We start from the raw sequence: 20,793 nt of genomic DNA, 5'->3' as shown, positions 1-20,793 counted from the left end.
GGGGACAGTTGAGCAGGAAACCCGAACTGAGGGGCCGCGCCGCCCGGCTGGCGCGGCTCTTCCCGGCGAAACGGCGGCAGGCCGCCCGCGCCCCCTTCGTCCTCCTCGTCGTGCTGCTGCTCGGCGGCGGCCTCATCGGGCTCCTGGTGCTGAACTCCGCGCTCAGCGAAGGCGCGTTCCAGCGGGACGACCTCCAGAAGGACACCAAGAACCTCACCGACGAGCAACAGGCCCTCCAGCGGGACATCGACTCCTACTCGGCCCCCGACGCCCTTCAGCGCCGCGCCCAGGAACTCGGCATGGTGCCCGGCGGCGACCCGGCCTTCCTGAACCCCGACGGCACCGTCCGGGGCGTCCCCTCGGCCGCCGCCGGACAGCCCGCCGCCGAACAGGCCGGCTTCCAGGACCTGCCGGTGTCGGTACGCCCGCCCGAGAGCCTGACGGCCGCACCGGCCCCCACGGGCCCCGCCGTCCCGGCCGCCCCGCGACCCGCGCTCCCCTCGGCCCCGGACGGCCTCGCGCCCACCGCCCCGACCGCCCCGGCGACGCCCCGGCCCGCCACGACCACGACCCCCGGCAGGTGACGGAAGTGACCGACAGGGAACCGCCGCGCCGCCGTGTGCCCGGACCCGCCAGGCCCGCCCGCCCCGGCGGCGGCCGGCCGCGTCCCGGCCCGGGCGCCCGCCCGGCCCGCCGCCCGAACTCCGCCTGGCGGCCCCCGCCGGTGCGCGTCCTGCGCCTGGGCAGCCCGCGCCCGCGTCTGCGCCTGATCGCCCTGGCGCTGACCCTGGTGCTGCTGGTCTTCGCCGTACGGCTGCTCCAGGTGCAGGCCGTCGACGCGAGCGCGTACGCGGCCAAGGCCGACGAGAACCGCTACGTGGTGCACACCATCGCCGCCGAACGGGGAGGCATCACCGACCGCAACGGCGTCACCCTCGCGACCAGCGTGGACGCCGAGGACATCACCGCCGACCCCACCATGTTCACCCGCGAGTCGCTGAAGACCGGCGACGGCCCCGAGCAGGCCGCCGCGCTGCTCGCCCCGATCCTCGGCCAGGACCAGGCCGGGCTGGCGAAGAAGCTGAGGACGCGGAACACGCGCTACGTCCTGCTCGCCCGCCGGCAGACCCCGCAGACCTGGAAGCAGATCAAGGACCTCAAGGCCGCCCTGACCAAGAAGGCGCAGACCGACAGGACCACCGTCAACGTCCTGGCCGGCGTCTTCTCCGAACCCAGCAGCAAGCGCGTGTACCCGGGCGGCGACGTCGCCGCCGCGCTGCTGGGCTGGGTCAACGCCGAGGGCAAGGGCGGCGGCGGCATCGAGCAGCAACTGGACAAGCAGCTGTCCGGCAAGCCCGGCAAGATCCGCTACGCCCAGTCCGGCGGCCGCGAGGTGCCCACGGTGGGCTCCAGCGGGACGCCCGCCGTGCCCGGCTCCGACGTCGAGCTCACCATCGACCGTGACATCCAGTGGGCCGCCCAGAACGCCATCACCGAGCAGGTGCGCGACTCCGAGGCGGACCGCGGTTACGTGATCGTGCAGGACACCCGGACCGGCGAGATCCTCGCGATGGCGAACTCCCCGGGCTTCGACCCCAACGACCTGTCCCACGCCGACCCGGCCGCGCTCGGCAACGCCGCCGTCCAGGACGCCTTCGAGCCCGGCTCCACCGCCAAGCTCATGTCGATGGCCGCCGTGCTGGAGGAGAACGCGGCCACGCCGCTCACGCACGTCGTCGTGCCCAACCGGCTGCACCGCGGCGACCGCCTCTTCCAGGACGACGTCGACCACGACACCTGGTACCTGACGCTCAACGGAGTGCTCGCCAAGTCCAGCAACATCGGCACCATCCTGGCCACCGGCCAGCTCGGCAAGACCCAGGCGCAGGCCAACCAGGTCCTCTACTCCTACCTGAGCAAGTTCGGCATCGGCGGCTACACCGGCATCGGCTTCCCCGGCGAGACCAAGGGCATCCTGGCGCCGCCCGGCAAGTGGTCCACTTCGCAGCAGTACACGATCCCCTTCGGCCAGGGCTTCTCCATCAACGCCCTCCAGGCGGCTTCCATCTACTCGACGATCGCCAACGGCGGGGTCCGGATCCAGCCCACGCTGGTGCGCGGCACGAAGGGCGCCGACGGCCGCTTCACGCCCGCCCCGAAGCCCGGGACCAGCCGGGTGGTGAGCACGAGGACGGCGAAGGAACTCGCCCAGATGCTGGAGTCCGTCGTGGACGACGAGCAGGGCACCGGCATGAAGGCGCGCATCCCCGGGTACCGCGTGGCAGGGAAGACCGGTACCGCCAACCGCGTGGATCCGGCCACCGGCAGATACCGCGGCTACACCTCGTCCTTCGCCGGCTTCGCGCCCGCCGACAACCCCCGCATCACCGTCTACTGCGCGATCCAGAACGCGACCAAGGGCAGCTACTTCGGCGGCCAGATCTGCGGCCCCATCTACAAGCAGGTCATGGAGTTCGCGCTGAAGACGCTCCAGGTGCCGCCCACCGGGACGAAGGCCGCGAGCCTGCCCGTCGACTTCAAGCCCTGACCGGCGCGGCGCCCCGGCCGGGACGCCGCGCCGGCGCCCCCGCACCCCCGGCACCGGACCCGAACGACCCGAACCACCCGCACGGAACCACCAGGAACCAGCCCGTGACAACGATCACCCCGGACCCCGGGAACCGCCCCGGCCCCCGGCCCTCGCTTCGCTCCCAGGCGGGTACGCCCGGTACGCTCACCGCCGTGCCACACGCTGATCAGACCCAAACCATCCAGAAAGGCGCTTCCGTGACATACCCGGGACCGCCGCGACCGGTTCAGGTCTCCGCCACACCCCTCGCGGAGCTCGCCGATCAGCTGGGTGCCGAGCGACCGGACCGCACCGCAGACGTCACGGGCATCACCCACGACTCGCGCGCCGTGCGCCCCGGCGACCTGTACGCGGCCCTGCCCGGCGCCCGGGCGCACGGCGCCGACTTCGTCACCCAGGCGGCGAGCCTCGGCGCGGTCGCCGTGCTCACCGACCCGGCCGGTGTCGAACGCGTCGCCGCGACCGGCCTGCCGGCCCTGGTGGTGGCCGACCCGCGCGCGCGGATGGGCGAGCTGGCCGCCACGATCTACGGCAGGCCCGGCCGCGACCTGCTCCAGATCGGCATCACCGGAACCTCCGGCAAGACCACCACCGCCTACCTCGTGGAGGGCGGCCTGCGGACGGCGAAGTCCACCGGGCTGATCGGCACGGTGGAGATGCGGATCGGCGAGGAGCGCATCAAGTCCGAGCGCACCACCCCCGAAGCCACCGACCTCCAGGCGCTGTTCGCGGTCATGCGCGAGCGCGGCGTCGAGGCGGTCGCCATGGAGGTCTCCAGCCACGCGCTGGTGCTCGGCCGGGTCGACGGCTGCGTCTTCGACATCGGCGTCTTCACCAACCTCAGCCCGGAGCACATGGAGTTCCACTCCGACATGGAGGACTACTTCCGGGCCAAGGCGCAGCTGTTCACCCCGGAGCGCAGCCGGCTCGGCGTGGTCAACTTCGACGACGAGTACGGCCGGCGGCTGGCCGGGGAGGCCACCGTCCCGGTCGTCACCTTCTCCGCCGAGGGCCACCCGGACGCCGACTGGCGCGCCGAGGACGTCGAGGTCGGCCCGATGGACTCGACGTTCACGGTGATCGGCCCCGAGGGGCGGCGGATCACCGCCAAGTCCCCGATCGCGGGCCCGTTCAACGTGGCCAACACCCTCGCGGCGATCGTCGCGCTGGCCGCCGCCGGCCTCGATCCGCAGGCCGCCGCCGACGGCATCGCCGCCGTACCGGGCGTGCCGGGCCGTCTGGAGCGGGTGGACGCGGGCCAGCCCTACCTCGCCGTCGTCGACTACGCCCACAAGACCGACGCCGTCGAGTCGGTGCTCCGTGCCCTGCGCAAGGTCACCAAGGGCCGGGTGCACATCGTGCTCGGCTGCGGCGGCGACCGCGACCGGACCAAGCGCGCGCCCATGGGCGCGGCGGCGGCGAGGCTGGCCGACACGGCCGTGCTGACCTCGGACAACCCCCGCTCCGAGGACCCCCTGGCGATCCTGGCGACCATGCTCCAGGGCGCGGCCTCCGTGCCCGCGCACGAACGCGGCGACGTGCTCCTGTTCGAGGAGCGGGCCGCCGCCATCGCCGCCGCCGTCGCCCGGGCCCGGCCCGGGGACACCGTGCTGGTCGCGGGCAAGGGCCACGAGCAGGGCCAGGACATCGCCGGGGTGGTCCGTCCGTTCGACGACCGCCAGGTACTTCGCGAAGCTATCCAGAACACCCAGGGATGAAAATCCAGAAGACCCAGGGGATGAACTTGTGATCGCCCTCTCCCTCGCCGAGATCGCAGCAGTCGTCGGCGGGCAGACGCACGACATACCGGATCCTTCCGCCCAGGTCACCGGGCCCGTCGTCCGGGACTCCCGGGAGGCGGGGCCGGGCAGCCTCTTCGTCGCCTTCGTCGGTGAGCGCGTGGACGGCCACGACTACGCCGCCGCCGTCGTCGAGGCGGGCGCCGTCGCCGTGCTGGCGTCCCGCCCCGTCGGCGTGCCCGCGATCGTGGTCGAGGACGTCCAGGCCGCGCTCGGCGCCCTGGCCCGCCACGTCGTCCGCCGGCTCGGCGCGACCCTCGTCGCCCTGACCGGCTCCGCGGGCAAGACCAGCACCAAGGACCTCATCGCGCAGGTGCTCCGGCGCAAGGCGCCGACCGTGTTCACGCCCGGCTCGCTCAACAACGAGATCGGGCTGCCGCTGACCGCTCTGAGCGCCACCGAGGAGACGAAGTTCCTCGTGCTGGAGATGGGCGCCCGCGGCATCGGCCACATCCGCTACCTCACCGAGCTGACCCCGCCCAGGATCGGCCTGGTGCTCAACGTCGGCACCGCCCACATCGGCGAGTTCGGCGGCCGGGAGCAGATCGCCCAGGCGAAGGGCGAGCTGGTGGAGAGCCTGCCCCCGGCCGAGGAGGGCGGCGCGGCGATCCTCAACGCCGACGACCCGTTGGTACGGGCCATGGCCTCCCGTACGAAGGCGAAGGTGATCCTTTTCGGAGAGTCCGGCGAAGCGGACGTACGCGCCGAGAACGTGAGACTCACGGACAGCGGACAGCCCTCCTTCAGGCTTCACACACCCTCCGGTGCATCCGATGTGACCATGCGCCTGTACGGTGAGCACCACGTGTCGAACGCGCTCGCCGCGGCCGCCGTCGCCCATGAGCTGGGCATGTCCGCAACTGAGATCGCCACCGCGCTCTCCGAGGCGGGCTCCCTCTCCCGCTGGCGGATGGAGGTCACCGAGCGCCCGGACGGCGTGACCGTCGTCAACGACGCCTACAACGCCAACCCGGAGTCCATGCGGGCCGCCCTGCGCGCGCTCGCGGCCATGGGCAAGGGGCGGCGGACCTGGGCGGTGCTCGGCAAGATGGCCGAGCTCGGGGACGAGGCGCTCGCCGAGCACGACGCGGTCGGACGGCTCGCCGTCCGACTCAACGTCAGCAAGCTCGTCGCGGTCGGGGGCAGGGAAGCGTCCTGGCTGCAACTGGGCGCATACAACGAGGGTTCGTGGGGTGAGGAGTCGGTGCACGTGTCCGACGCACAGGCGGCGATCGACCTGTTGCGCAGCGAGTTGCGCCCGGGGGACGTGGTCCTCGTGAAGGCGTCCCGTTCGGTGGGTCTGGAGGGGGTTGCCCAGGCGCTCCTGGAGACCGGTGCCGAGGGTGAGGTCGCCGCCCGATGATGAACCAGATCCTGTTCGCGGGTGTCATCGGCCTCTTCCTGACCCTGATCGGCACCCCGCTGCTGATCAAGCTCCTGGCCCGCAAGGGCTACGGCCAGTACATCCGCGACGACGGACCGCGCGAGCACGCCAGCAAGCGCGGTACGCCGACCATGGGCGGCATCGCGTTCATCCTGGCGACGATCGTCGCCTACTTCCTCAGCAAGGTGATCACCGGCAAGCCGCCGACCTACTCCGGCCTGCTGGTGCTCGGTCTGATGGCCGGCATGGGCCTGGTCGGCTTCCTCGACGACTACATCAAGATCGTCAAGCGTCGTTCGCTGGGTCTGCGCGCCAAGGCGAAGATGGCCGGGCAGCTGATCGTCGGCATCGCCTTCGCGGTGCTGTCGCTGATGTTCTCGGACAACCGCGGCAACACCCCCGCCTCCACGAAGCTGTCGTTCATCACCGACTTCGGCTGGACCATCGGCCCGGTGCTGTTCGTGATCTGGGCGCTGTTCATGATTCTCGCGATGTCGAACGGCGTGAACCTCACCGACGGTCTGGACGGTCTGGCCACCGGCGCCTCCGTCCTCGTCTTCGGCGCCTACACCTTCATCGGCGTCTGGCAGTACCAGGAGTCCTGCGCCAACGCGCAGACCCTGACCAACCCGGGAGCCTGCTACGAGGTGCGCGATCCGCTCGACCTCGCGGTCGTCGCCTCCGCGCTGATGGGCGCCTGCCTCGGCTTCCTGTGGTGGAACACCTCGCCGGCCAAGATCTTCATGGGCGACACCGGTTCGCTCGCGCTCGGCGGCGTGCTCGCCGGCCTCGCGATCTGCTCCCGCACCGAGCTGCTGCTCGCGCTGCTGGGCGGCCTGTTCGTGCTGATCACCATGTCGGTGGTCATCCAGGTCGGCTCCTTCCGCCTCACCGGCAGGCGCGTCTTCCGGATGGCGCCGCTCCAGCACCACTTCGAACTCAAGGGCTGGTCCGAAGTGCTCGTGGTGGTCCGTTTCTGGATCATCCAGGGCATCTGTGTGATCGTCGGACTCGGCCTCTTCTACGCGGGATGGGCAGCGGACAAGTGACCGACTGGCAGGGGAAGAACGTCACCGTCGCCGGACTCGGCGTCTCCGGGGTCCCGGCGGCCAAGGTCCTGCACGGCCTCGGCGCGCACGTCACCGTCGTCAACGACGGCGACGACGAGCGGGCCCGGGCGCAGGCGGCCGAACTCCGGGCCATGGGCGTCACCGTGCGCCTCGGCGACGGGGACTCCCTGCCCGAAGGCACCGAGCTGATCGTCACCGCGCCCGGCTGGAAGCCCGACAAGCCGCTGTTCGCCGCCGCCGAGCGGGCCGGCGTACCGGTCTGGGGTGACGTGGAGCTCGCCTGGCGGCTGCGCGGCCCCGACGCCGCGCCCTGGCTGGCGGTCACGGGCACCAACGGCAAGACCACCACCGTGCAGATGCTCGCCGCCATCCTGAAGGCGGCGGGCCTGCGCACGGCGGCCGTCGGCAACATCGGCGTCTCCCTCCTGGACGCCGTCCTCGGCGAGGAGCGGTACGACGTCCTCGCCGTCGAACTCTCCAGCTACCAGCTGCACTGGGCGCCCTCCTTGCGCGCGCACTCGGCCGCGGTCCTCAACCTGGCCCCGGACCACCTCGACTGGCACGGCTCCATGGAGGCGTACGCCGCCGCCAAGGGCCGTGTCTACGAGGGGAATCGGGTCGCCTGCGTCTACAACGTCGCGGACAGGGCCACCGAGGACCTGGTGCGCGAGGCGGATGTCGAGGAGGGCTGCCGGGCGGTGGGGTTCACCCTCGGCACGCCCGGCCCGTCCCAACTCGGCGTCGTGGACGGCATCCTGGTCGACCGCGCCTTCGTCGAGAACCGGCAGAAGAACGCCCAGGAGCTCGCCGAGGTCTCCGACATCGACCCGCCCGCTCCGCACAACATCGCCAACGCCCTTGCCGCGGCGGCCCTGGCGCGGGCCTTCGGCGTGGAGCCGAAGGCGGTCCGCGACGGCCTCAGGTCCTTCACCCCGGACGCCCACCGCATCGCGCACGTGGCGGACGTGGACGGCGTCGCCTACGTCGACGACTCCAAGGCCACCAACACCCACGCGGCGCAGGCGTCGTTGGCGGCGTACGGGTCGATCGTGTGGATCGCGGGCGGACTGGCGAAGGGCGCGACCTTCGACGAACTGGTCGCCGGTGCGGCGAAGCGGCTGCGCGGCGTCGTCCTGATCGGCGCCGATCGCGCACTGATCGCCGACGCCCTGGCGCGACACGCGCCCGAGGTCCCCGTGGTCGACCTCGACCGGACCGACACTGGGGCGATGCTCCAGGCCGTCCAGGAGGCGCGGCGGCTCGCCCGGCCCGGTGACACGGTGCTGCTGGCCCCGGCCTGTGCCTCCATGGACATGTTCGCCAACTACAACAAGCGCGGTGACGCGTTCGCGGAGGCCGTTCGCGAACTCGGCGCCCGCTGACCCCGGCCGCCCCCGCCGCCGGGCGACCTTGGGAGGGACGCGTGGGATCCGCGAGCCGAGCCAGACGAACGCGGCCGACGTACGGCGGAGGCGCAGATGTCCGCTGACCCCAAAGGCGCCGGCGGCCGAGCCGGCCGGCCGCCCGCGCAGCGGGCCGTCAAGCGGCCCCCGGCCGGCCGGCCCGTGCGCGACAACCCGGTGCGCACCCTCGTCACGCGCGCCCGCAAGGCATGGGACCGGCCGCTCACCGCGTACTACCTGATCCTCGGCGGCAGCTCCCTGATCACCGTGCTGGGGCTGGTGATGGTCTACTCGGCCTCCCAGGTCACCGCGCTGCAGATGGCGCTGCCCGGCTCGTACTTCTTCCGCAAGCAGTTGCTGGCGGCCGTGATCGGCGCCGGTCTGCTGCTGGCCGCGTCCAGGATGCCGGTGAAGCTGCACCGGGCCCTGGCCTACCCGATCCTGGCGGGCGCGGTGTTCCTGATGGCGCTGGTGCAGGTGCCGGGGATAGGGATGTCGGTCAACGGCAACCAGAACTGGATCTCGCTCGGCGGCTCCTTCCAGATCCAGCCCAGCGAGATCGGCAAGCTGGCGCTGGTGCTCTGGGGAGCCGACCTGATCGCCCGCAAGCAGGAGAAGCGGCTGCTCACGCAGTGGAAGCACATGCTGGTGCCGCTCGTGCCGGTCGCCTTCATGCTGCTCGGCCTGATCATGCTGGGCGGCGACATGGGCACGGCGATCATCCTCACCGCCATCCTGTTCGGCCTGCTGTGGCTCGCGGGCGCGCCCACCCGGCTCTTCGTCGGCGTGCTCTCGGTCGCCGCCCTGATCGGCCTGGTCCTCGTCAAGACCAGCCCCAACCGCCTGGACCGGTTCGCCTGCGTCGGCTCCACCGACGTCTCCAAGTGCTGGCAGGCGGTGCACGGCATCTACGCCCTCGCCTCCGGCGGGCTCTTCGGTTCCGGCCTCGGTGCGAGTGTGGAAAAATGGGGGCAACTCCCCGAAGCCCACACCGACTTCATCTTCGCCGTCACCGGTGAGGAACTGGGCCTGGCGGGGACGCTGTCGGTGCTCGCCCTGTTCGCGGCTCTAGGCTATGCGGGCATCCGCGTGGCCGGACGCACGGAGGACCCCTTCGTGAGGTACGCCGCGGGAGGCGTGACCACCTGGATCGTCGCGCAGGCGGTGATCAACATCGGTGCGGTGCTCGGTCTGCTGCCGATCGCCGGCGTCCCGCTCCCGCTGTTCTCCTACGGAGGGTCCGCCCTGCTGCCGACCATGTTCGCCATCGGGCTGATGATCGCCTTCGCGCGCGACGAGCCCGCTGCGCGGGCGGCGCTTGCCATGCGGCAACCCCGCTTTGGTAGAAAGCGGGCGGGAGGCTCCGCGGCCGGCCGGAAGACCGGCCGCAAACCCGGGCGCACCCAGGGCCGGAAGCCCGGCCGGGAGACCGGCGGGGGATCCGGCCGGGCGTCGGGCCGGGGATCCGGGCAAGGATCGGGTCAGGGGTCCGGTCAGGGGCCTCGGAGATGGAACACGATGCGACGGCGTGCCTCGGCGGCGCGTTCGTCCGGAGAGCGGTGAATTTCGGTGCATGTCGTACTCGCCGGCGGAGGTACCGCGGGCCACATCGAGCCCGCGCTCGCCCTCGCGGACGCCCTGCGCAGGCAGGACCCGACCGTGGGGATCACGGCCCTGGGCACGGAACGTGGCCTGGAGACCCGGCTGGTCCCCGAACGGGGCTACGAGCTCGGGCTGATCCCGGCGGTGCCGCTGCCGCGCAAGCCCACCCCCGAACTGATCACCGTACCGGGCCGGCTGCGCGGCACGATCAAGGCGGCCGAGCAGATCCTGGAGCGCACCAAGGCCGACGCGGTGGTCGGCTTCGGCGGCTACGTCGCCCTGCCCGGCTATCTGGCCGCCAAGCGGCTCGGCGTGCCGATCGTGGTCCACGAGGCCAACGCCCGCCCCGGCCTGGCCAACAAGATCGGTTCGCGCTACGCGGCCCAGGTCGCCGTCTCCACCCCGGACAGCAAGCTGCGGGGCGCCCAGTACATCGGCATCCCGCTGCGCCGTGCCATCGCCACCCTCGACCGGGCCGCCATGCGCCCCGAGGCCCGCGCGCTGTTCGGACTCGACCCCAACCTGCCCACCCTGCTGGTCTCCGGCGGCTCCCAGGGCGCCCGCCGGCTCAACGAGGTGGTCCAGCAGGTCGCGCCCTGGCTCCAGCAGGCGGGCATCCAGATCCTGCACGCGGTCGGACCGAAGAACGAACTGCCGCGCGTGCAGCAGATGCCGGGGATGCCCCCGTACATCCCGGTAAGTTACCTGGACCGGATGGACCTCGCGTACGCGGCGGCCGACATGATGCTCTGCCGGGCCGGGGCGATGACCGTCGCCGAACTCTCCGCCGTCGGACTCCCGGCCGCCTACGTCCCGCTGCCCATCGGCAACGGTGAACAGCGGCTGAACGCACAGCCGGTGGTGAAGGCCGGCGGCGGACTGCTGGTCGACGACGCGGACCTCACTCCCGAGTGGGTGCAGAACAACGTCCTGCCCGTGCTCGGCGATCCGCACCGGCTGTACCAGATGTCCCGCGCCGCCAGTGAGTTCGGCCGCCGGGACGCCGACGACCTGCTCGTCGGCATGGTGTACAAGGCGATCGCCTCGCACCGTTAGGACCATATGACCGAAAGGACTTGAGAGCGTGGCCGGACCGACCACCGCCCGGCGCGGTGAACGCCAGCAGGAGACGTCCGGCCCGCCTCTGGTCCGCCGGCTGCGACGGCTGCCCCCTCGTACGATCGTCATCCTGGCGCTGGCCGTGGTGCTCCTCGGCGTCGGCGTCCCCTGGGTGCTCTACGGCTCCCAGTGGACCCGGGTCGAGCGCGTGTCCGTCTCGGGCACACGGGTGTTGACCGCCGAGCAGGTGCGCCGGGCCGCCGCCGTCCCGGTGGGGGACCCGCTGGTCTCCGTCGACACCGACGCGGTCGCCGCCCGGCTGCGCCGTGAGCTGCCCCGCGTCGATTCCGTCGACGTGACTCGCTCCTGGCCCCATGGAATCGACCTGAAAGTGGTCGAACGCACCGCGGTCATGGTGGAGGAAAAGGGCGGAAAGTTCACCGAAGTGGACCGTGACGGTGTCCGGTTCGCCACGGTTTCCCAGGTTCCCAAAGGCGTGCCGGTCCTGGAATTGTCCCTTTCCCGCCAGGCCTCCTCGGCGGCCGGTCTGCGGCGCTTCGGCGAGGGCCGGCTGGTGCGCGCGGCGGTCACGGTGGCCGGGCAGGTCCCGGCCGCCGTCGCCCACCGCACCCGCGTCGTCAAGGTCCGTACCTACGACGACATCTCGCTGGAATTGACCGACGGCCGCACCGTCGCCTGGGGCAGTGCCGACGGCGGCCGGGAGAAGGCCCGCGCGCTCACCGCGCTGATGAAAGCCGCCCCCGCCGCGCGGCACTTCGACGTCAGCGTCCCCACAGCCCCGGCGTCATCAGGGAGTTGACGCACATCCGAGCAGGCCAGCACCCTGGTTGGGCACGGCTATGGCTGATCACATAGGGTGAAAAGAAAAACGGGAGGTTCGGCGTGTTCGTTGAACGGGCGCCGCTTGTCGACTTAGTGTCCTGTTCAGAAGACTTCAGGGAACAGGCACACTGGTAACCCTAAACTTCAGGGTTAGGGTTCGGGTCGGCGTTACGGACCGTCCCATTCGGCATCAGCCGACGCGGCGCGGGCAACCGCGCAACGACGGCAACGTAATTCGAGGCGAGAGGCCTTCGACGTGGCAGCACCGCAGAACTACCTCGCAGTCATCAAGGTCATCGGTGTCGGCGGCGGTGGTGTCAATGCCATCAACCGGATGATCGAGGTCGGCCTCAAGGGCGTCGAGTTCATCGCCATCAACACCGACGCCCAGGCGCTGTTGATGAGCGACGCCGACGTCAAGCTCGACGTGGGGCGCGAACTCACCCGCGGACTCGGCGCCGGCGCCAACCCGGCCGTCGGCCGCAAGGCCGCCGAGGACCACCGGGAGGAGATCGAGGAGGTCCTCAAGGGGGCCGACATGGTCTTCGTGACGGCCGGTGAAGGCGGCGGCACCGGCACCGGCGGCGCGCCCGTCGTGGCCAACATCGCGCGCTCCCTCGGCGCCCTCACCATCGGCGTGGTCACCCGCCCGTTCACCTTCGAGGGACGGCGCCGCGCCAACCAGGCCGAGGACGGCATCGCCGAACTCCGCGAAGAGGTCGACACCCTCATCGTGATCCCCAACGACCGGCTGCTGTCCATCTCGGACCGCCAGGTCAGCGTGCTCGACGCGTTCAAGTCCGCCGACCAGGTGCTGCTGTCCGGTGTACAGGGCATCACCGACCTGATCACCACCCCGGGTCTCATCAACCTCGACTTCGCCGACGTCAAGTCGGTCATGTCCGAGGCCGGTTCCGCCCTGATGGGCATCGGCTCGGCCCGCGGCGACGACCGCGCGGTGGCCGCCGCCGAGATGGCGATCTCCTCGCCTCTGCTGGAAGCCTCCATCGACGGCGCCCGCGGCGTGCTGCTGTCCATCTCCGGCGGTTCCGACCTCGGTCTGTTCGAGATCAACGAGGCCGCCCAACTGGTCAGCGAGGCCGCCCACCCGGAGGCCAACATCATCTTCGGCGCGGTCATCGACGACGCCCTCGGCGACGAGGTTCGGGTCACCGTGATCGCGGCCGGCTTCGACGGCGGCCAGCCGCCGGCCCGCCGGGACAACGTCCTCGGCTCGGCCTCGTCCGCGCCCCGCCGCGAGGAGCCCGCTCCGGCGCGCCAGGCCGAGAGCCGCCCCACCTTCGGCTCGCTCGGCAGCGTGACGCCGAAGGAGGAGCCGGAGCCCGTCGCGCCGGAGCCGGTGCACGACATCCCGGCCGCCCCGCCGGTCCCGCCCGCGCCGCGTACCTACACGGACAGCGCGGCGGAGGAGCTGGACGTACCGGACTTCCTGAAGTGATAGGACGGCACGACACCGTGAACGGCGCGAACTTCGCCTTCACCGACCGGTGGGGCGGGGTGAGCGCCGTTCCGTACGAGGAACTCAACCTCGGTGGCGCGGTCGGTGACGACCCCGAGGCGGTACGCGCCAACCGGGCGCTGGCCGCGAAGTCCCTCGGTCTCGACCCGGCCCTGGTGGTCTGGATGAACCAGGTGCACGGCTCGGACGTGGCGGTGGTGGACGGACCGTGGGGAGCCGCGGACGCCGTCCCGTCCGTCGACGCGGTCGTCACCGCCCGGCGGGGCCTCGCCCTCGCCGTGCTCACCGCCGACTGCACACCCGTGCTGCTCGCCGACCCGGTCGCCGGCGTCGCCGCCGCGGCCCACGCGGGACGGCCGGGCATGGTGGCCGGGGTGGTCCCGGCCGCCGTGCGCGCCATGGTCGAACTCGGCGCGCGTGCGGACCGGATCACCGCCCGCACCGGCCCCGCCGTCTGCGGCCGCTGTTACGAGGTGCCGGAGGCGATGCGCGCCGAGGTGTCCGCCGTGGAGCCGGCGGCGCACGCGGAGACGAGCTGGGGCACGCCGGCTCTCGACGTGAGCGCCGGAGTGCACGCACAGCTCGAGCGCCTCGGGGTGCGCGACCGGGAGCAGTCGCCGGTGTGCACGCGGGAGTCGCGCGACCACTTCTCGTACCGCCGCGACCGCACCACCGGTCGTCTCGCGGGCTATGTCTGGCTGGACTGATGGAGCATGACGGAACGTAAGGACGAACTCGCCGCGAACCTGGCGAGGGTGGAGGAGCGCATCGCCGCCGCGTGCGCCGCCGCGGGCCGGGCGCGGCAGGAGGTGACCCTGATCGTGGTCACCAAGACCTACCCGGCCTCCGACGTGCGGTTCCTGGCGGACCTCGGGGTGCGTCAGGTCGCCGAGAACCGGGACCAGGAGGCGGCGCCCAAGGCCGCCGAGTGCGCCGACCTGCCCCTCAGTTGGCACTTCGTCGGCCAGCTCCAGACGAACAAGGTGCGCTCCGTGGTGGGTTACGCGGACGTGGTGCAGTCGGTCGACCGTGCCCGGCTGGTCACGGCGCTCTCCAGGGAGGCCGTGCGCGCGGGGCGCGAGGTCGGCTGCCTCGTCCAGGTCGCCCTGGACGCGGACGAGAGCGGACGGGGGGAGCGGGGTGGCGTGGGGCCGGGCGGAATCGAAGAGTTGGCCGACGCGATCGCCCGTGCGGAGGGACTGCGGTTCGACGGGCTGATGACCGTCGCCCCGTTGACCGGGGAGTACGCGGGCCGTCAACAGGCCGCCTTCGAGCGGCTCATGGATTTGTCGACCCGCCTGCGCGCGACCCATCCGGCTGCCACCATGGTCTCGGCCGGGATGAGCGGAGACCTCGAACAGGCCGTGGCCGCCGGGGCGACACATGTGCGCGTCGGCACCTCGGTACTCGGAGTCCGCCCCAGGCTCGGGTAACGTCGCCAGGAAGTCGGACCACAGCAGAAAATATGGTCAATACCGCCGAAGAAGGCGCAACGACCTCGTGGATCGCGGGGACTTGGCTGTCGTCAGCGGATCCACCACAGAGCGGAGGACTCAGAGCATGGCCGGCGCGATGCGCAAGATGGCGGTCTACCTCGGCCTCGTGGAGGACGATGGGTACGACGGCCGGGGCTTCGACCCCGATGACGACTTCGAACCCGAGCTCGACCCGGAGCCCGAGAGGGACCGCCGACGGCACGAACCGTCGCACCAGCCGCATGGAACGCATCAGCCACAAAGGGACGAACCGGTACGCGTGGTGCAGCCTCCGGCACCCCGCGAACCCGTGTCGCATTCCTCTTCGCTCCCGGCGGAATCCGGGCGTCCGGCGCGCATCGCGCCCGTGGCATCCATCACACAAGAACGCGCAAGCCTGGAGAAGAACGCACCGGTGATCATGCCCAAGGTCGTGTCCGAACGTGAGCCGTACCGGATCACCACACTTCACCCGCGGACCTACAACGAGGCCCGTACCATCGGGGAACACTTCCGTGAGGGCACCCCGGTGATCATGAATCTGACCGAGATGGACGACACGGACGCGAAGCGACTTGTCGACTTCGCGGCCGGTTTGGTGTTCGGTCTTCACGGCAGCATCGAGCGGGTGACGCAGAAGGTGTTTCTGTTGTCGCCTGCTAACGTCGATGTCACGGCGGAGGACAAGGCCCGCATCGCAGAGGGCGGGTTCTTCAACCAGAGCTGAGAAGCACTACCGGACGACAGGCACGGAACAGGGGAGAGGGAAGCACCGATCATGGGCGTGGCCATGGAGGTTCTCTACATCGCGCTGATGGTGTTCCTCATCGTGCTGATCTTCCGACTGGTCATGGACTATGTGTTCCAGTTCGCCCGCTCGTGGCAACCCGGCAAGGCGATGGTGGTCGTTCTCGAGGCCACCTACACTGTCACCGATCCACCGTTGAAGCTTCTGCGGCGGTTCATCCCGCCGCTGCGTCTCGGGGGCGTGGCGCTAGACCTGTCCTTCTTCGTACTGATGATCATCGTCTACATCCTGATCTACATCGTGGGGAACCTCGCGACGTGACTGTGGACGATACGGTCTTGCCGACTGCCGATGACTACGTTGAGGTGAAGAGATGCCGTTGACCCCCGAGGATGTGCGGAACAAGCAGTTCACGACCGTCCGCCTCCGAGAAGGCTATGACGAGGACGAGGTCGATGCCTTCCTCGACGAGGTCGAGGCCGAGCTGACCCGTCTGCTCCGCGAGAACGAGGACCTGCGCGCCAAGCTGGCCGCGGCCACCCGTGCCGCCGCCCAGAACCAGCAGAACATGCGCAAGCCCCCGGAGCAGCAGGACCAGCAGCAGGGCGGTATGCCTCAGCAGGGCGGCATGCCCCAGCAGGGTGGAATGCCTCAGCAGGGCGGTATGCCTCAGCAGGGCGGTATGCCCCAGCAGGGCGGAATGCCTCAGCAGGGCGGTATGCAGCAGGGCGGGATGCCCCAGCAGGGTATGCGAGGTCCCGGGGCTCCGGTGCCCGCCGGGATATCGGGCCCGCCGCAGCAGCAGATGGGTGGCCCCATGGGAGGCCCGCCCCAGCTGCCGAGCGGTGCCCCGCAGCTGCCCGCCGGCCCCGGCGGACAGGGCCCGCAGGGCCCCGGCCCGATGGGCCAGGGTCCCGGTCCGATGGGCCAGGGTCCCGGCCCGATGGGGCAGGGCCCGATGCAGGGCCAGATGGGTCCGGGCCCGATGGGCGGCCCCGGTCCCATGGGCGGTCCCGGCCCGATGGGTCAGGGTCCCGGCGGCGACAGTGCCGCGCGCGTTCTGTCGCTGGCCCAGCAGACCGCCGACCAGGCGATCGCGGAGGCCCGGTCCGAAGCCAACAAGATCGTCGGTGAGGCGCGTTCGCGTGCCGAGGGCCTGGAGCGCGACGCCCGTGCCAAGGCGGACGCCCTGGAGCGGGACGCGCAGGAGAAGCACCGCGTCGCGATGGGCTCCCTGGAGTCCGCCCGCGCCACGCTGGAGCGCAAGGTCGAGGACCTGCGCGGCTTCGAGCGCGAGTACCGCACGCGGCTGAAGTCGTACCTGGAGTCGCAGCTGCGTCAGCTGGAGACCCAGGCCGACGACTCGCTGGCTCCGCCGCGCACCCCGGCGACCGCCTCGCTGCCGCCGTCCCCGGCGCCCTCCATGGCACCGGCCGGCGCGAGCGCCCCGTCGTACGGCGGCGGCAACCCGGCGATGGGCGGTGCGCCCAGCCCGTCCGCGCCGTCCTACGGTGGTCAGCAGCAGATGTCGCCGGCGATGACCCAGCCCATGGCGCCGGTACGTCCGCAGGGCCCGTCCCCGATGGGGCAGGCGCCCTCGCCGATGCGCGGGTTCCTGATCGACGAGGACGACAACTGATGAAGCCCTGACGGGTTTCGGTGAATAGGCGTCGGCAGCCTGTGAGAACGGCCCCGGAGGGTTTCCCTCCGGGGCCGTTCTCTCGTGGTGTGCGTGGGGGCGGGCGGTGCGCTCGTCGCGCCAGGGTTGTGCGCCCCTGAGAAAGGCGCGCCCCGTCACCCCCGCCCGCACTATCCCGTGGGCTGCGACTCCCCGACCCCGCCAGGAGGCTCCGGCCCCATGACCCGGCGGGCAGCGGAGTGCGCCGGGCGTGGGAGCGGTGGGAGCTGTACGCACGGTTCCCCGCGCCCCTTGAGGGGCGCGGGGAACCGGAACGGCCGGCGGGGGCGCGCACCCCGTGGATGCGCGCCCCCGCGGGGTCACGCCTTGCGCAGGCGGAACGTCAGGGAGAGCCCCTCGTCGGTGAACGCGTCGCCGTACGTGGTGTCGGCCTCGCCCTGGGCGAAGTCCGTCGCCAGGACCTCGTCCGCGATGAGACCGGTGTGCTCGGACAGGCCCGCGATGACCTCCGGGTCCGTGGACGTCCAGCGCAACGCGATGCGGTCGGCGACGTCGAGCCCGCTGTTCTTGCGGGCCTCCTGGATGAGGCGGATGGCGTCCCGGGCGAGGCCGGCCTGGCGCAGTTCCTGCGTGATCTCCAGGTCCAGCGCCACCGTCGCACCCGAGTCGGACGCCACCGACCAGCCCTCGCGCGGGGTCTCCGTGATGATCACCTCGTCCGGCGCGAGCGTGACCGTCTCGCCGTCGACCTCCACCGATGCCGTGCCCTCGCGCAGCGCGAGCGACAGCGCGGCCGCGTCGGCCCCGGCGATCGCCTTGGCGACGTCCTGGACCCGCTTGCCGAACCGCTTGCCCAGGGCACGGAAGTTCGCCTTCGCCGTGGTGTCCACCAGCGATCCGCCGACCTCGCTCAGCGACGCCAGCGAGGAGACGTTCAGCTCCTCCGTGATCTGCGCGTGCAGCTCGGTGTCCAGGGAGTCGAAGCCCGCCGCCGCGATCAGCGCGCGCGACAGCGGCTGGCGCGTCTTGACACCCGACTCGGCGCGCGTGGCCCGGCCCAGTTCCACCAGGCGGCGGACCAGGACCATCTGCCTCGACAGCTCCGGGTCGATCGCGGACAGGTCCGCCTCGGGCCAGGCCGACAGGTGGACGGATTCCGGGGCGCCGGGGGTGACCGGCACGACGAGGTCCTGCCAGACCCGCTCGGTGATGAACGGGGTCAGCGGGGCCATCAGCTTGGTCACCGTCTCGACGACCTCGTGCAGCGTGCGCAGCGCGGCCTTGTCACCCTGCCAGAAGCGGCGGCGCGAGCGGCGGACGTACCAGTTCGAGAGGTCGTCGACGAAGGCGGACAGCAGCTTGCCGGCACGTTGCGTGTCGTAGGCCTCCAGTGCCTGCGTGACCTGGTCGGTCAGTGCGTGCAGCTCGCTGAGCAGCCAGCGGTCCAGGACCGGGCGGGCGGCGGGGGCCGGGTCGGCCCCGGAGGGCGCCCAGTTCGACGTACGGGCGTACAGCGCCTGGAAGGCGACCGTGTTCCAGTAGGTGAGGAGCGTCTTGCGGACGACCTCCTGGATGGTGCCGTGGCCGACCCGGCGGGCCGCCCACGGGGAGCCGCCGGCCGCCATGAACCAGCGCACCGCGTCCGCGCCGTGCTGGTCCATCAGCGGGATCGGCTGGAGGATGTTGCCCAGGTGCTTGGACATCTTGCGGCCGTCCTCGGCCAGGATGTGGCCCAGGCACACCACGTTCTCGTACGACGACTTGTCGAACACCAGCGTGCCGATCGCCATCAGCGTGTAGAACCAGCCGCGGGTCTGGTCGATGGCCTCGCTGATGAACTGCGCCGGGTAGCGGGACTCGAACAGTTCCTTGTTCTTGTACGGGTAGCCCCACTGCGCGAACGGCATCGAACCCGAGTCGTACCAGGCGTCGATGACCTCCGGCACGCGGGTGGCCGTCGCGTCGCAGCCGTCCTGCGGGCAGGCGAAGGTGACCTCGTCGATGAACGGACGGTGCGGGTCCAGGCCGGACTGGTCGGCACCGGTCAGCTCGGTCAGCTCGGCACGGGAGCCGACGCAGGTGAGGTGGTCCTCCTCGCAGCGCCAGATCGGCAGCGGGGTGCCCCAGTAGCGGTTGCGGGACAGCGCCCAGTCGATGTTGTTGTTCAGCCAGTCGCCGAAGCGGCCGTGCTTCACCGTGTCCGGGAACCAGTTGGTCTTCTCGTTCTCGGCGAGCAGCCGGTCCTTGACGGCCGTGGTGCGGATGTACCAGGACGGCTGCGCGTAGTACAGCAGCGCGGTGTGGCAGCGCCAGCAGTGCGGGTAGCTGTGCTCGTACGGGATGTGCTTGAACAGCAGGCCGCGGGCGTCCAGGTCCTCGGTGAGCTTCTCGTCGGCCTTCTTGAAGAACACCCCGCCGACCAGCGGGACGTCCTCCTCGAAGGCGCCGTCGGGGCGCACCGGGTTGACGACCGGCAGGCCGTAGGAGCGGCAGACCTTGAGGTCGTCCTCGCCGAAGGCGGGGGACTGGTGGACCAGACCCGTGCCGTCCTCGGTGGTGACGTACTCGGCGTTGACGACGAAGTGCGCGCGCGCCGGGCCCTGCCCGTCGGTCCCCTCGCCGTCGCTGGGGAACTCGATGAGCTCGAAGGGACGCTGGTACGTCCAGCGCTCCATCTCGGCGCCGGTGAAGGTCTCGCCAGTGGTCTCCCAGCCCTCGCCGAGCGCCTTGCCGACCAACGGCTCGGCGACGACCAGCCGCTCCTGGCCGTCGGTCGCGACGACGTAGGTGACCTCCGGGTGCGCGGCGACCGCGGTGTTGGACACCAGCGTCCACGGGGTCGTCGTCCAGACCAGCAGCGCGGCCTCGCCGGCCAGCGGGCCGGAGGTGAGCGGGAAGCGGACGTAGACGGACGGGTCGACGACCGTCTCGTAGCCCTGGGCCAGCTCGTGGTCGGACAGGCCGGTGCCGCAGCGCGGGCACCAGGGGGCGACACGGTGGTCCTGGACCAGCAGGCCCTTGCCGAAGATCTCCTTCAGCGACCACCAGACGGACTCGATGTACTCGGGGTCCATCGTGACGTAGGCGTCGTCGAGGTCGACCCAGTAGCCCATGCGGGTCGTCAGCTCGGAGAAGGCGTCCGTGTGGCGCAGCACGGACTCGCGGCACTTGTCGTTGAACGCCGCGATGCCGTACGTCTCGATGTCCGGCTTGCCGCTGAAGCCCAGCTCCTTCTCCACCGCCAGCTCGACGGGGAGGCCGTGGCAGTCCCAGCCGGCCTTGCGGGCCACGTGGTAGCCGCGCATGGTGCGGAAGCGGGGGAAGACGTCCTTGAAGACGCGCGCCTCGATGTGGTGGGCGCCGGGCATGCCGTTGGCGGTGGGCGGGCCCTCGTAGAACACCCACTCGGGGCGGCCCTCGGACTGTTCCAGGCTCTTGGCGAAGATCTTCTGCTCGCGCCAGAAGTCGAGCACCGCGTGCTCGAGCGCGGGCAGGTCGACCTGGGCGGGCACCTGGCGGTACTGCGGCTGCGTGTTCAACGAGCTTCCTCCGGCGGACGTGCTGCCTTCCGTCGGAGGGACGAGAGCCTTCGTGCTTCCTACGCCGTGTGCGGCGCGCTCCCGCGGTACCACCCTCCTTGGCCCCCCGGTGCGCCGTACGCTCCGACGAGCCCCCTCATTGGGGTCGCGATGCCGGCTCTA

16 protein-coding genes are annotated in these 20,793 nt (G+C 71.4%); 15 read left to right on the top strand and 1 reads right to left on the bottom strand.

Features of this window, described 5'->3' with window-relative positions; all coding sequences use genetic code 11:
- The first annotated feature begins 8 nt into the window (after positions 1–8).
- From ACF061_RS01515 to ACF061_RS01445, 15 genes are all read left to right on the top strand, one after another.
- The gene (locus tag ACF061_RS01515) at positions 9–584 is read left to right on the top strand and encodes a septum formation initiator family protein (protein ID WP_392264744.1); all 576 of its coding nucleotides are present in this window, start codon (positions 9–11) and stop codon (positions 582–584) included.
- A 5-nt stretch (positions 585–589) separates the two neighbouring features.
- Complete coding sequence (locus ACF061_RS01510; RefSeq protein WP_392264743.1) at positions 590–2,548, top strand: peptidoglycan D,D-transpeptidase FtsI family protein; 1,959 nt, start codon at positions 590–592, stop codon at positions 2,546–2,548.
- A gap of 104 nt (positions 2,549–2,652) precedes the next feature.
- Positions 2,653–4,308, top strand: a complete 1,656-nt coding sequence (locus ACF061_RS01505) for a UDP-N-acetylmuramoyl-L-alanyl-D-glutamate--2,6-diaminopimelate ligase (RefSeq protein WP_392264742.1) — start codon at positions 2,653–2,655, stop codon at positions 4,306–4,308.
- A 28-nt stretch (positions 4,309–4,336) separates the two neighbouring features.
- Complete coding sequence (murF, locus tag ACF061_RS01500) at positions 4,337–5,752, top strand: UDP-N-acetylmuramoyl-tripeptide--D-alanyl-D-alanine ligase (protein WP_392264741.1); 1,416 nt, start codon at positions 4,337–4,339, stop codon at positions 5,750–5,752.
- The gene (gene mraY, locus ACF061_RS01495; RefSeq protein ID WP_392264740.1) at positions 5,749–6,822 is read left to right on the top strand and encodes a phospho-N-acetylmuramoyl-pentapeptide-transferase; all 1,074 of its coding nucleotides are present in this window, start codon (positions 5,749–5,751) and stop codon (positions 6,820–6,822) included. The genes murF and mraY overlap by 4 nt, the downstream gene beginning before the upstream one ends.
- A complete protein-coding gene (gene murD, locus ACF061_RS01490) occupies positions 6,804–8,225 on the top strand; it encodes a UDP-N-acetylmuramoyl-L-alanine--D-glutamate ligase (protein ID WP_392264739.1) in 1,422 nt (473 codons plus the stop codon). The genes mraY and murD overlap by 19 nt, the downstream gene beginning before the upstream one ends.
- Before the next feature lie 96 nt (positions 8,226–8,321).
- A complete protein-coding gene (gene ftsW / locus ACF061_RS01485; RefSeq protein WP_392264738.1) occupies positions 8,322–9,809 on the top strand; it encodes a putative lipid II flippase FtsW in 1,488 nt (495 codons plus the stop codon).
- A gap of 6 nt (positions 9,810–9,815) precedes the next feature.
- A complete protein-coding gene (murG, locus tag ACF061_RS01480; protein ID WP_392264737.1) occupies positions 9,816–10,904 on the top strand; it encodes an undecaprenyldiphospho-muramoylpentapeptide beta-N-acetylglucosaminyltransferase in 1,089 nt (362 codons plus the stop codon).
- Positions 10,905–10,932: 28 nt separating this feature from the next.
- Positions 10,933–11,727, top strand: coding sequence for a cell division protein FtsQ/DivIB (locus ACF061_RS01475; RefSeq protein WP_392264736.1), 795 nt, complete (start codon positions 10,933–10,935; stop codon positions 11,725–11,727).
- A 279-nt stretch (positions 11,728–12,006) separates the two neighbouring features.
- Positions 12,007–13,209, top strand: coding sequence for a cell division protein FtsZ (gene ftsZ / locus ACF061_RS01470; RefSeq protein WP_392264735.1), 1,203 nt, complete (start codon positions 12,007–12,009; stop codon positions 13,207–13,209).
- A complete protein-coding gene (gene pgeF, locus ACF061_RS01465) occupies positions 13,206–13,937 on the top strand; it encodes a peptidoglycan editing factor PgeF (RefSeq protein WP_392264734.1) in 732 nt (243 codons plus the stop codon). Before ftsZ ends, pgeF begins: the two co-directional genes overlap by 4 nt.
- Positions 13,938–13,943: 6 nt before the next feature.
- Positions 13,944–14,663, top strand: a complete 720-nt coding sequence (locus ACF061_RS01460) for a YggS family pyridoxal phosphate-dependent enzyme (protein ID WP_392264733.1) — start codon at positions 13,944–13,946, stop codon at positions 14,661–14,663.
- A 127-nt stretch (positions 14,664–14,790) separates the two neighbouring features.
- A complete protein-coding gene (locus ACF061_RS01455) occupies positions 14,791–15,432 on the top strand; it encodes a cell division protein SepF (RefSeq protein WP_392264732.1) in 642 nt (213 codons plus the stop codon).
- A gap of 51 nt (positions 15,433–15,483) precedes the next feature.
- A complete protein-coding gene (locus ACF061_RS01450; RefSeq protein ID WP_009188102.1) occupies positions 15,484–15,774 on the top strand; it encodes a YggT family protein in 291 nt (96 codons plus the stop codon).
- A 52-nt stretch (positions 15,775–15,826) separates the two neighbouring features.
- A complete protein-coding gene (locus ACF061_RS01445; protein WP_392264731.1) occupies positions 15,827–17,092 on the top strand; it encodes a DivIVA domain-containing protein in 1,266 nt (421 codons plus the stop codon).
- A gap of 359 nt (positions 17,093–17,451) precedes the next feature.
- On the opposite strand, the gene ileS is transcribed toward ACF061_RS01445, so the two are convergent.
- Positions 17,452–20,631 (bottom strand): isoleucine--tRNA ligase, encoded by a 3,180-nt coding sequence (gene ileS, locus ACF061_RS01440; RefSeq protein ID WP_392264730.1) that lies wholly within the window; start codon positions 20,629–20,631, stop codon positions 17,452–17,454.
- Positions 20,632–20,793 lie beyond the last annotated feature (162 nt).

Source organism: Streptomyces sp. NPDC015220, assembly GCF_043079345.1.
GTDB lineage: Bacteria > Actinomycetota > Actinomycetes > Streptomycetales > Streptomycetaceae > Streptomyces.
Note: the sequence above shows the minus strand (reverse complement) of the source record. Positions and strands in the feature narration are given on the sequence as shown.

Bases quoted from the DNA above. Each gene is read 5' to 3' on its own strand.
- murD (WP_392264739.1), top strand. From the start codon at position 6,804: ATGGGCAGCGGACAAGTGACCGACTGGCAGGGGAAGAACGTCACCGTC.
- mraY (WP_392264740.1), top strand. From the start codon at position 5,749: ATGATGAACCAGATCCTGTTCGCGGGTGTCATCGGCCTCTTCCTGACC.
- ACF061_RS01450 (WP_009188102.1), top strand. From the start codon at position 15,484: ATGGGCGTGGCCATGGAGGTTCTCTACATCGCGCTGATGGTGTTCCTC.
- ftsW (WP_392264738.1), top strand. From the start codon at position 8,322: ATGTCCGCTGACCCCAAAGGCGCCGGCGGCCGAGCCGGCCGGCCGCCC.
- ACF061_RS01460 (WP_392264733.1), top strand. From the start codon at position 13,944: ATGACGGAACGTAAGGACGAACTCGCCGCGAACCTGGCGAGGGTGGAG.
- ACF061_RS01455 (WP_392264732.1), top strand. From the start codon at position 14,791: ATGGCCGGCGCGATGCGCAAGATGGCGGTCTACCTCGGCCTCGTGGAG.
- ACF061_RS01445 (WP_392264731.1), top strand. From the start codon at position 15,827: ATGCCGTTGACCCCCGAGGATGTGCGGAACAAGCAGTTCACGACCGTC.